Origin of the sequence: Tardiphaga sp. (genome assembly GCF_025356345.1) — a bacterium.
GTDB lineage: Bacteria > Pseudomonadota > Alphaproteobacteria > Rhizobiales > Xanthobacteraceae > Tardiphaga.
On record NZ_JANXTC010000296.1, the window covers coordinates 1 to 11,322 of the forward strand.

The following is an 11,322-nucleotide window of genomic DNA, read 5'->3' on the forward strand; positions in this document are numbered from 1 at the left end:
CCTCCCGGGGCGTGCTTGCGAGGCACGCGCGCGGGACACCGCATCCTGCTCCGCTACCAAGACGCCTCATGACAGCGCCCCTCGCGAACAAGACGACAGAGCTAATAGTCCTAGTTAGGATTTATGTCAAGAGAACATGCAGGATGGGTTGGGCTTTTGCGAAACCCATCACGGCCGCGCATGGAAGCGATGGGTTTCGCGAAGGACTCAACCCATCCTACGGCCCTCCACCGCTACCCCAGCAACCCGCGCCAGCGCTTGGCCGCGGTCAGCGCCGGCGCCCACAGCGCCTCCGCGGGCTGGCCGCGATGCAGCGCCTTGCCGAGTTCGCAGATCGCCATGAAGACGTCGGCGCGCACCTCCTGGACTTCGAGCGGCGCGTCGGGGTCGCCCTGCACCAGGCCGGCGAGGCCGTTCAGGATCGGCAATGCGGCCTGCGGCGGCTGCTGTTCGGCCGTCTTCAGGGCTTGCAGCACCGTCTCGGCCTTTTCCAGATCATCCATGTTGGAATGTCCTTCCCGCGGATATCATATTTCGCGCGCGTCGCGGCGGCGGTACAGCAGCAGCATGAACGGCGCGACCAGGCGCATCAGGCCATGCGCCGCGATCGGCACCGGCAGCGAGAACGGCAGCGCCAGCTCGCGGTCCCGCGCGCCGCGCGCCGCCTTGGCCAACTCGCCGCCGAGCGCCACCGACAGCGCCACCGCGCGGCCATTGCAGCCGGTCCAGCCAAAGGCGTTGGGACCAAGCCGATGAATGCGCGGCATGAAATCCGTGGTCATGCCGACATAGCCGTTCCAGACATAGTCGAACTTGACCTCGCCGATCTCCGGCCACAGCCGCTTCAGCCGGGCCGCCACCATGGTCTTCAGATGTTCGGCCTTGTTGCCGGGGCCGATCACATTGCCGCCGGTGACCAAACGGTGCCGCGCGTCATAGCGCGCGAAATACAGCTCGCCATGGGTATCGGACATCGACTGCCGGCCAGGAATGATGGTTTTTCGCGCCGTTTCGGAGAGCGGCTGCGTCGCCATCTGCCAGGACAGCACCGGCATCACCTCGCTGGCGATGGCGGGCGACAGCATCCTGGAGAATTCGCCGGTATAGGCATTGGTAGCGAGGATCATCGCGCGGGCACTGATGCGGCCCTGCGCCGTCCTGACGATCCAGCGATCGCCCTGCCGCTCGAAACTGGCCACCGGCGAGCGCGCATAGATCCGACCGCCCTGCGCCAGCACCACGCAAGCGAGGCCGCGCGCCAGCGCCAGCGGATTGATGTGACCGCCGGTCTTGTTCCAGAAGCCGCCGAACCAGGCGTCCGAGCCCAGCATCGCCCGGGTCTGCTCGCGCGACAGCAGCTCGACCGGCGCGCCGAGCTTCGACCATTGCTTGACGCGACGCTCGGCGATCTTGATGCGGCCCGGCGAATGCACCGGCTGCACCCAGCCGGCCTGCTCCTGCTCGGCCTGGATCTGGTAGCGGCGCATCAGATCGAACAAGGTCGCGGCGCTGTCGCGCAGCAGCGCCACAAAGCGCTCGCCGGCCGCGCCATGCTGGGCAATGATATCATCGGGATCGGGCTTCGACAGCGTCGGGATCACCTGGCCATTGTTGCGCCCCGAGGCGCCCCAGCCCGGCTCCATCGCCTCGACCACGGCCACATCGACACCGGCCTCGCGCAGATGCAGCGCCGTGGAGAGACCGGTGAAGCCGCCGCCGATCACGACGACGTCAGCCTCGACATCACCGACCAGCGCGGGCAGCGCCGGACCCTCGGGCGTCGCCGCCGCCCACAGCGAATTCGGCCAGCTGACTTTCTCGGTGTCCATCGTCATGCCTTCCTGAAAACAGCTTGCGCGCGAATAAGCCGCCTTTGTTCGTACCACGCTTTGTTGCAGCATTGGCGCGATCCGCCTAGTCTATCAAGCTGATCCATTGCAGGGCTGTCATCGCGTGAAACTGAAGAACATCATCGGAATCGACCACGCCGTCATCGCGGTCAAGGACCTCGACGGGGCCGCGGCGGGCTGGAAACAGCTCGGCTTCACCCTCTCGCCGCGCGGCACCCACAGCGCCAAGATGGGCTCGGGCAATTACACCATCATGCTGGGTGCCGATTATGTCGAGCTGCTCGGGGTCATCGCCGAGACCGAGCACAACGCGCCGATGCGCGACTTCATCGCCCGGCGTGGCCAGGGCATCGAGCGCATCGCCTTCACCGCGATCGATTCCACCGCCGGTGCCGAGGAAATTCGCGCGCGCGGCTATGTGCCGGTTGGGCCGACCGATTTCGAGCGCCCGGTGACGATGCCGGACGGCAGCGAGAGCGCGGCGAAATTTCGCGTATTCCACTGGCCGGTCGCCGAAGCGCCGGGCGGTATCCGTATCTTCGCCTGTCAGCACAAGACGCGCGAGACGGTCTGGATTCCAGAGTTGCAGCGACACGCCAACACCGCGCAGCGCCTGCGGCGCGTCATCGTGGTCTCGCCGGAGCCTGAGAAGGATGCGCAGCATCTGGCGAAAATGATTGACGGCGATGTGCGCAGCGACGCTGACGGTGCCTTCACGGTACCCTCGGGCTCGGACCGCGCCGATTTCGTGTTCGTCACGCGCGACGTTCTGGCCGGGCAATTCCCGGGCACCTCGCTGGATGGCGCGCCAGAGCGGGGCGGCATCGCGCTGGTGTTCGTCGCGGCTGACCTCGATGCCGCGGAAAAAGCCGTCGGCGCCGCCGGCCACCGCGGCGCCGCCGGCGTGGTGGTGCCTCCCGCCGCCGCCAATGGCGTGCTGCTCGCCTTTGTGGCGAACTGATAGCATTTCCGGAGAGCGCCGCGCCTGGCAGTATCAACTGCGACGCGGCGTCTCGTGCGGAGCCGCTCGATCCAATTCCGCGACTGGCGCTGACGCCACAGCGGAACATCCGCTGACCTGGCCAACGATTCAGGCGAGCCCGGTTTCCAATTCCTGGATTTCTGCTTTCCAACAACAGACGGCCGCGACTGTCGACGACGCGTTGACTTGCCTATTCACATGCGAACCTAATGACGGCCGTCAGATCTCATGCGAAGCGGAGTATTGAATGCCCTATGCGACCACGGACGACGGCGTGCGGCTTTACTTCGAGGAAACCGGCACCGGCCACCCGGTGATTTTCGTCCATGAGTTCGCCGGCGACATGCGCAGCTACGAACCGCAGATGCGCCATTTCGGCAAGCGCTACCGCGCCGTCGCCTATAATGCCCGCGGCTTCCCGCCGTCCGACGTGCCCGAACATGTGTCCTCCTATTCGCAGGCGCGCGCCGCCGACGATATCCTCGCGGTTCTGGATCACCTCGGGGAAAAGCAGGCGCATGTCGTCGGCCTGTCGATGGGCGGCTTCGCCACGCTGCATTTCGGGCTTCGCCATCCGGACCGCGCCGCTTCGCTGTGCATCGGCGGCTGCGGCTACGGCGCGGAACTGGAAAAGCGCGAAGGCTTCAAGAAGGAGGCCGACATCATCGCCAAAACGCTGCTGGAAGGCGGCATGAAGGCGTTTGCGGAGAAATATGCCTACGGCCCCACCCGCGTCCAGTTCGAGAACAAGGATCCGCGCGGCTTCGCCGAATTCAAGACCATGCTGGGCGAACATTCCGCGCTGGGCTCGGCGAACACCCAGGCCGGTGTGCAGAGGGAGCGACCCTCGCTGTACGCGCTGGTCGACGAAATGAAGAAACTGACAGTGCCGACGCTGATCATCACCGGCGATGAGGACTGGCCCTGCCTGCTGCCGGGCATCCTGATGAAACAGAGCATCAGATCGGCCGCGCTGTCGGTGATGCCCAATGCCGGGCACACGATCAACATCGAGGATCCCGAGGAATACAACCGCCGGGTCGGCGATTTCCTCCACCATGTCGAGAGCGGACGCTGGCCGATGCGCGACCCCCGCGCCATCAGCACGTCGATCACCGGCATGAAGGCGTAATATCATAAAGCCGAGATGATCCGTCCGGTGCGCGGTTACGCCGCAGGCTGCATCATTATCGGCCAATGATACTGGTCCGCGTTCAAGTTGCCCCGAGGGTGATTTGACCTATTGTGACTGCGTATGTTGGGAACTCAGCGTCCGCTGAATTGGCATTCGAAAGTCTGGGTATTCGAATCTACCGCCAAAATTTCAAGAGCCTGCAACTGTTCGTCTGCGCGTGCGAATTTCAGAGTCTAAGCCGCGCGGCCGAGCATTTGAACCTTGCACCGTCCGCGGCCAGTCGACGCATTCAGTTGCTGGAGCACGCCGCGCGGCTTCCCTTGCTGGAGCGGCTTCCCCACGGCGTGCAGCCCACCGCGTCAGGCCTGACGTTTCTGCGCTTTGCCCGCGATATCCTGCATCTTGTCGCTCGCGCCGACCACCTTCTGACCGAGCATAAATCCGGCCTGCGCGGCTATGTGCGCGTCGCGTCGTCAAGCTCGGTGCTGATCCAGTCCCTTGCCGGCAAGCTGTCCGACTTTGCTGCGCTGCATCCGGACATCGAGCTGGATCTCGACGAACTTCCGACCGAAGCCACGCTGGAAATGCTGAAGAGCAAGCGCGTCGACATCGGGCTGATCGTCTGCGGCGTCGAGACCTTTCCGCTTGAGACCTTTCCGCTCGATGGTGATCGTCTGGTGCTGGCGGTTCCATCGTCGCATCCGCTGGCGCAGCGCGACCATATAAAATTCGCAGAGATCGTCGATCAGGATTTCGTCACCCTGCGGCACGGCACCGCAGTTCGACGCATCCTGTCCGATCAAGCTCGTGTGCTGCAACGAAGCCTCAAGGTTCGGGTGCAGGTGAACAGCTTCGAGGTGATGGCGTTGATGGCGAGCAAGGGACTCGGAATCGGAATTCTACCGGAAGGGGCCGTACGCCCGCTGATGTCAGCCTATGATCTCAAAATCATTCAAATCGACGAGCCGTGGGCCCGACGTGAATATGCCGTCTGCATTCGCTCGTTGCCTGAATTGAATTCAGCCGCGCGCCGTCTATTGACCTTCCTGCTCAATGGCTAGCCCGTTCGATTTTTGTGAACTCAGGCTTAGACGAATTTTTCTTTTCCGCACTCGGAACAACGCCTAGCATCTCGACGCGTCGGCAATTTGCGGACCGCGAACGTGACATCGATAGATTTTCGAGCTGGCGGAGTCGAGAAATGCGCTTGACGGATTCCATAACTTTACAGATTCAAATTTGACGGCGCCAACCGGCTCCATTGCCGCCCCCCGGAATTACAAGGCGCTGCTCGTCGTCCCCGCCGCGCTATGGTTGCTGGTCTTCGCGGTCGCGCCACTTGTGCTGCTGGTGACGATGTCATTCTGGACATCGACCATCTTCGGTACCACGCGCGACCTGTCGCTCGACAATTACCGCGTCATCATCTCCGATCCTGTCTACGCCCAGGTACTTTTGCAGACGCTGCGGATCGCCGCCACCGTCACCTTCATCTCGCTGCTGGTGTCGTATCCGATGGCCTATTTCATCGCGTCACGATCCACCCGGACCAAGGGCATCTTTCTGGTTCTGATGTTTCTGCCGTTCTGGTCGAGCTATGTCGTCCGCACTTTTGTGTGGCTGCCGATGCTGGGGCGGACCGGGCTGATCAACGCCATCCTGCTGAAGCTAGGCATTATCTCGGAACCGCTCGACTGGCTGCTCTACAATGAAGGCACCACGCATATCGCGCTGGTATATGTCTACACGCTGTTCATGTCGCTGCCGATCTATCTGTCCCTCGACCGCATGGACCCCAAGCTGATCGAAGCCGCCGCCGACCTCGGCGCCGGACCGTTTCGCACCTTCTTCCGCGTGGTGTTGCCGCTGTCGATGCCCGGCGTGCTGTCGGGTTGCGTCATGGTGTTCCTGCTGGCGTGCGGCGCCTATGTCACGCCGCAACTGCTCGGCGGAACCACCGGCATCATGTTTGGCAACATCATTGCCCCGCAATATACGGTGACCAACAACTGGGCGCTCGGTGCCGCGCTGTCGGTGGTGCTGATCGTCGTCGTGTTCCTCTGCCTCGTCATCTTCGGCCGCCGCGTGCGTCTGAATGACATCTTCATGGGAGGCTGAAATGGCATCCGCCACGATCCCCCTGACCCAGGCTGGCGTCTCGGCCCCGCAAGCAAGCAAACGCGCGCGCCGTACCTTCCTCGCAGCCTATGCCGGGCTGTTCTATCTGTTCCTGTACCTTCCGATCTTCCTGCTCGTCGTGCTGTCATTCAATGATTCCGAGACGATCGGCCTGCCGCTGCGTGGCGCTACTTTGCGCTGGTATGCCGAGGTGTTCAACTCGCAACAGATGCTCTGGTCGATCGGCAACAGCGTTGCGCTCGGCATTGCCAGTTCGGTGATCGCCACCATACTGGCGCTGATGCTGGCGATCGGCTTTCGTCAGGAGTTCCGTTTCAAGAATCTTCTGATGAAGATGATTCTGCTGCCGATGCTGGTGCCCGGCATTGTCGGCGGCGTGATCTATCTGATGTTCTTCGGCTATGGCGAAGTGCGCTTCGGCGTATGGACCACCACCCTCCCGGTTCATGTCACCTGGGTGCTGCCCTTTGCCTTCCTGACGCTGTTCCCGCGGCTGCACGGCTTCGACCGCAGCCTGGAGGAAGCCGCGGCCGATCTCGGCGCGACGCCGTTGATGATTTTCCGGCGGATCACCTTTCCGCTGATCAAGCCGGGCGTCGTGGCCACCGCGATGTTCGCCTTCACGCTGTCGTTCGATGAATTCATTCGCACGCTGTTCGTGATCGGCAGCCAGCGCACGGTTCCGGTGCATCTGTGGACGCTGCTGTCCGACCAGATGGCGCCGTTCCTGCCCGCCGTCGGCGTGGTGATCATGGCGATCTCGATGCTGGTCTCCCTCGCCGGCTTTGCGATGTCCGCCCGCGCCGACCGTATTCCCGCTTCATCCTGACGCCTTGAACCCTGGAGAGATCAATGACCACGCGAAACACTCCGTCCGGCCTCGTGGCCATCGATCGCCGCGCGCTGCTGGGCGGCGCTGCCGGCGCGCTTGCCGCAGCGACCGGAATGGGCGGTTCGCGAGCCTTTGCGCAATCGCCGGAAGTAACCGCGCTAATGGTCAATGCCATGCTGTCCCCGAAGCTGAAGACGATTACCGAGGAAGAAGCCAAGGTCCGCGTGATCGACGGCCCGTTCATGTCGGGCACTGATACGGTGTCGCGGCTGACCGCGCCCGGCGGCGCCCGCTATGACCTGATGAACAGCTCGTTTGCCTTTTCGCAGCCCGTCGTGATGGGCGGCAAGGCGGGCGACGAGCGGGTCCAGCCGATCGACCTCTCGCTGATCCCCAACATGAAGTATATCAACGAGCCATCGAAGCCGGCGATCGGCAGTCGCGACGGCAAGACCTACATGATCCCGCACAGCTGGGGCTTCGACTCCATCCTGTATAATCGCGACGCGGTGCCGGACGATGACCCCTACACCCAGTCATGGTCGCTGCTGTTCGAGGACAAATATGCCGGCCGGATCGGCTGGTGGGATGTCGCGCACCAGATGCTGATGGCCGCCGGCCTCTATCTCGGCCAGAAGGAGCCGGAAAAGATGGACCGCGCCGACCTCACCGAAGTCGGCAAGTTCCTGATCGCCAAGAAGAAGAATGTCCGGACCTTTTATGCGACCTTCGCCCAGGGCTCCAATCTGCTGGGCAGCGGCGAGATCGTCGCCTGCTATGGCGTCGTCCCGATGCGCAATGATTTGCAGCGTCGCGGCCTCAACATCACCGGCGCGTGGCCGAAGGAAGGCGTGCTGTCCCTGATCAGCACGTCCTATATTCCGAAGGACTGCCGCAACGTTGCCGCCGCCCATGCCGTCATCAATGCGATGCTCGGCGAGCGCTACGCCCGGGAACTCGCCGCCGGCAGCGGCTATCTGTCGGCTTCCACTTTCGCGGAAGAAGGGCTGACCGACGCGGTCCGCAAGCAATATGGCTACGGAATCTTCGACGGCAGCATCAAGCATTATGGTCTGAAATTCCCCACCAACATGAACATGTGGATCGAGACCTGGAGCAAGGTGAAGAGTGCCTAGGACAATTTGATGACAATGGTTCCCACCATGCCGCTCGTGGCCGCCTCCGGTTCAGAGGCGGTCGACCTGCATTCCGATCCGGCAGTCGCCGTTTCCCTGCGCAATATCAGCAAGTCTTTTGGCGAAACCTACGCGCTGAATGCCGCGACGCTCGATATCAGGAAGGGCGAGTTCTTCTCACTGCTCGGGCCATCGGGATGCGGCAAGACGACGTTGCTGCGCATCATCGGCGGCTTCGAACACCCGACCAGCGGCGAGCTGCTGATCGGCGGACGACAGGTGCTGGGCGACCATCCCTATCAGCGCCGTACCAACATGGTGTTCCAGCATGGCGCGCTGTTTCCGCATCTGAACGTCGCGCAGAACATCGCGTTCGGACTGGAAATGAAACGCCTGCCGCGCGCGACGATTGCCAAGAAGGTCGATGAAGCGCTCGCTCTGGTGCGGCTGTCGGGCTTCGGCGAACGCGGCATCGACCAGCTTTCGGGCGGACAGCGGCAGCGCATCGCCATGGCCCGCGCGCTGGTGAATGATCCGGAAGTCTTGCTGCTCGACGAGCCGCTCGGCGCCCTCGACCTGCAGCTTCGCCTGCAGATGCAGGACGAATTGCGCCGGCTGCACCGGGAGATCGGCGGGACCTTCATTTTCGTCACCCACGACCAGAGCGAGGCTATCACGATGTCGGATCGCATCGCGGTCATGGATGGCGGCAAGATCCTACAGGTCGGAACGCCCCGCGCCGTCTACGAGCGGCCAGACAACCGCTTCGTGGCGGAATTCATGGGGCACTCGAATTTCTATACCGGCACGGTGACCCATCGCGAGGACGACGGCACCGGAACGATAGCGGTGCAAGGCCAGAGCTTCCCGGCCCGGATACCAGAGACGTTCGCGGCAGGAACCGAGGTCTTCATCGCCTTGCGCTACGAGAAGGTCGAGGTAGTGGCGGATACCGAGCAGGGCAATTCGATAGAGGGCATCCTCGAGGAGGAGAACTACCGCGGGCCGACCTTGCAGCGCCGCGTCAACCTTGGGACGATGGGCAGTATCCTGTCCGATACGGCCAATACTGGCCGGCAGATGGCGTTCACCGCCGGACAGCGAGTGCGGGTGCGCTGGACGCTCGACAGTCCCACGATTCTCCCGGCATGACCGATTTTTCCCTTTACCCTTTCAGGATTCAGCCGGCGATCAAGACGTCAGGCCGGTCCGATCAGACCCAGGATGCCGTGCTTTGACAGGACTTTCCATCAACCACTATCTGGCGCCCGCCGGCTATTCGCTGACTGCTTTCCTCGATGAAGCCGCCGCGGCCGGCGCCAGCGGGGTCGGCCTGACCGAACGATCCTTCGCGGAGATTCCCGTCGCCACGTTGAAGCCCATGCTGCGTGAGCGCGGCCTGTCCGTGACTTCCGTCAACAGTGCCGGCTTCTTTCTGTGGGGCAATCCCGAACGCGCCAGGCAGCAGCGGTCGATCAACACGTCGCTGATCCAGAACGCCGCCGAGCTTGCCGCCGACACCGTCGTGCTGATCGGCGGCGGCCTGCACGATTTCGGCCCCGAGGACGACATCACCTCGCTGTCCCGCGCGCGCAGCACTTTCGAGTCCGAGTTGCCCGCTATCATCGACGAAGCGGAGCGACACGGCGTTCGCCTCGGAGTCGAGCCGATGCATCCGATCCGGATCTTTACCAAGGCCACGCTCAACACGCTGGCGCAGACGGCCGCGCTGTGTGATCGCCATCCCAAGCTAGGCGTGGTGCTCGATCTTTTCCATTGCTGGTGGGATCCAGACCTCGAGCCGATGCTGGAGCGATTGGCGACGCGGCTGACGCTGGTGCAACTGTGCGGCGTGGTGCAACCGCGCCAGCCCGAATTGCTGCCCAAGCGTTGCCTGCTCCGCGAAGGCGTCGCGGATGTCGGCGGCATGCTCGAAATGCTGCATCGCTTTGGCTATGCGAAGTCATTCGAGTTCGAGCTGTTCGCCCACGATCTTGACGGCCGGACCGTCAGCGACACGATGCGCGCCGTGGTCAACGACTTCGCCACACTGGCGCGCGGCACCTATAGCTTCGCGCCGACGGCCGACGCTCACCGTCACGGCTAACGAGAGGCCAGCATCATGCCCATCCTGATCACCGGAGGCTCCGGCTTTGTCGGTCTGAACATCGCGGCCACCCTGCTGGCCGCGAACGAGCACGTCGTGCTCTATGGCCCCGACCGCCCGCCGGCGGCGGCCGAGCGTCATCTGCGCAGCCTGCCGGGATCGATCGATATCGAGATCGGCGACGTCCGCGATCGTGAGCAACTGATGCGGGTGATCCGCGAGCATAAAGTTGTTTCGCTGGTTCATGGCGCGGCGATCACCGCGGGGCTGGCGCGCGAGACCAAGCAGGCGCGGCTGATCGCGGACGTCAATCTGGGCGGCACCATCGAAGTGCTGGAAGCCGCGCTGGCCTGCGGCATTGCCCGCGTGGTCCAGCTTGGCACCGGCTCGGTACACGGCGCCGTCGCCGCCGACGTCGCGTCCATCGATGAGGACCTGCCGGCGTCGCCGGTCAGCCTGTACGGCATCAGCAAATATGCCGCCGAGCGCACCGCGCTGCGCTACCGCGACACCCGGGGGCTCGATGTTGTCGTGGCACGGCTCGGCGTCGTGTTCGGGCGCTGGGAATACGACACCGGCATGCGCGACACGCTGAGCGTGCCGTTGCAACTGCACAAGATCGCGGAAGCCGGCCAGGTCGCGCGGTTCCGCGACGGACTGCCGGACGACTGGGTCTATGCCTCGGACATCGCGGAGGCCGTTCTCGCGTTGCTCCGGGCACCATCGCTGCGGCACGGGCTGTACCAGATCGCAGGCGGCAGCCGCTGGTCGATCGCCGCGTGGTGTGACCGGCTCAAGCAGGTGTTCCCGGCTTTCGATTACCTCATCACCGATGACGAAGCAGTGCTCAATGTCGGCGTCGGCAGCCCGGCCGCGCGGCCCCCTTTCACGGTCGAACGGCTGCGACAGGACACCGGATTTTCCGCGCGCTTTCGCGAGGCGGAGGCTTTTGCCGACTACACGCAATGGCAGCGCGAGCGGAGCTTGGGATAGTTGCCCGCCGAACTCACCCCTCACTCTGGAGATATCATGACCAATTCGCTTGCCGCCGCCTTTTCCCTCAAGGGCAAGACAGCCGTCGTGACCGGTGCCGGCGGCGGCATCGGGACCGCCATCGCGAGGGCCTTTGCGCAGGCCGGCG

General features: G+C 63.6%; 11 protein-coding genes. 9 read left to right on the plus strand and 2 right to left on the minus strand.

The genetic code is table 11. The features are described 5' to 3' along the window. Positions 1–233: 233 nt before the first annotated feature. On the minus strand, positions 234–503 hold the full coding sequence (locus tag Q0S16_RS18225) for a hypothetical protein (protein WP_295851016.1): 270 nt from the start codon (positions 501–503) through the stop codon (positions 234–236). 24 nt (positions 504–527) lie between these two features. Further along, the gene (locus Q0S16_RS18230; protein WP_295851019.1) at positions 528–1,835 is read right to left on the minus strand and encodes an FAD-binding oxidoreductase; all 1,308 of its coding nucleotides are present in this window, start codon (positions 1,833–1,835) and stop codon (positions 528–530) included. Positions 1,836–1,953: 118 nt separating this feature from the next. Between Q0S16_RS18230 and Q0S16_RS18235 the strand changes: the two genes are divergently transcribed. From Q0S16_RS18235 to Q0S16_RS18275, 9 genes are all read left to right on the plus strand, one after another. After that, a complete protein-coding gene (locus Q0S16_RS18235) occupies positions 1,954–2,811 on the plus strand; it encodes a VOC family protein (protein ID WP_295851021.1) in 858 nt (285 codons plus the stop codon). Positions 2,812–3,079: 268 nt separating this feature from the next. Further along, a complete protein-coding gene (locus Q0S16_RS18240) occupies positions 3,080–3,964 on the plus strand; it encodes an alpha/beta hydrolase (protein WP_295851024.1) in 885 nt (294 codons plus the stop codon). Positions 3,965–4,077: 113 nt separating this feature from the next. Next, positions 4,078–5,028, plus strand: a complete 951-nt coding sequence (locus Q0S16_RS18245) for a LysR family transcriptional regulator (protein ID WP_295851028.1) — start codon at positions 4,078–4,080, stop codon at positions 5,026–5,028. Between the two features lie 178 nt (positions 5,029–5,206). Then, positions 5,207–6,085: an ABC transporter permease gene (locus Q0S16_RS18250; protein WP_295851031.1), complete on the plus strand. Its 879-nt coding sequence runs from the start codon at positions 5,207–5,209 to the stop codon at positions 6,083–6,085. Position 6,086: 1 nt separating this feature from the next. Continuing rightward, positions 6,087–6,935, plus strand: a complete 849-nt coding sequence (locus tag Q0S16_RS18255) for an ABC transporter permease (protein ID WP_295851033.1) — start codon at positions 6,087–6,089, stop codon at positions 6,933–6,935. 23 nt (positions 6,936–6,958) lie between these two features. Continuing rightward, positions 6,959–8,074 carry an extracellular solute-binding protein gene (locus Q0S16_RS18260; RefSeq protein WP_295851036.1) on the plus strand — a complete coding sequence of 372 codons (1,116 nt, stop codon included), beginning with the start codon at positions 6,959–6,961 and terminating at the stop codon, positions 8,072–8,074. 9 nt (positions 8,075–8,083) lie between these two features. Next, positions 8,084–9,226: an ABC transporter ATP-binding protein gene (locus tag Q0S16_RS18265; RefSeq protein ID WP_295851039.1), complete on the plus strand. Its 1,143-nt coding sequence runs from the start codon at positions 8,084–8,086 to the stop codon at positions 9,224–9,226. 82 nt (positions 9,227–9,308) lie between these two features. Then, entirely contained in the window at positions 9,309–10,181 is an 873-nt protein-coding gene (locus Q0S16_RS18270; protein WP_295851041.1) for a sugar phosphate isomerase/epimerase family protein, read from the plus strand. A gap of 15 nt (positions 10,182–10,196) precedes the next feature. Next, positions 10,197–11,174, plus strand: coding sequence for an NAD(P)-dependent oxidoreductase (locus Q0S16_RS18275; RefSeq protein ID WP_295851045.1), 978 nt, complete (start codon positions 10,197–10,199; stop codon positions 11,172–11,174). Positions 11,175–11,322 lie beyond the last annotated feature (148 nt).

Bases quoted from the DNA above. Each gene is read 5' to 3' on its own strand.
- Q0S16_RS18225 (WP_295851016.1), bottom strand. From the start codon at position 503: ATGGATGATCTGGAAAAGGCCGAGACGGTGCTGCAAGCCCTGAAGACG.
- Q0S16_RS18230 (WP_295851019.1), bottom strand. From the start codon at position 1,835: ATGACGATGGACACCGAGAAAGTCAGCTGGCCGAATTCGCTGTGGGCG.
- Q0S16_RS18240 (WP_295851024.1), top strand. From the start codon at position 3,080: ATGCCCTATGCGACCACGGACGACGGCGTGCGGCTTTACTTCGAGGAA.
- Q0S16_RS18255 (WP_295851033.1), top strand. From the start codon at position 6,087: ATGGCATCCGCCACGATCCCCCTGACCCAGGCTGGCGTCTCGGCCCCG.
- Q0S16_RS18260 (WP_295851036.1), top strand. From the start codon at position 6,959: ATGACCACGCGAAACACTCCGTCCGGCCTCGTGGCCATCGATCGCCGC.
- Q0S16_RS18265 (WP_295851039.1), top strand. From the start codon at position 8,084: ATGACAATGGTTCCCACCATGCCGCTCGTGGCCGCCTCCGGTTCAGAG.
- Q0S16_RS18275 (WP_295851045.1), top strand. From the start codon at position 10,197: ATGCCCATCCTGATCACCGGAGGCTCCGGCTTTGTCGGTCTGAACATC.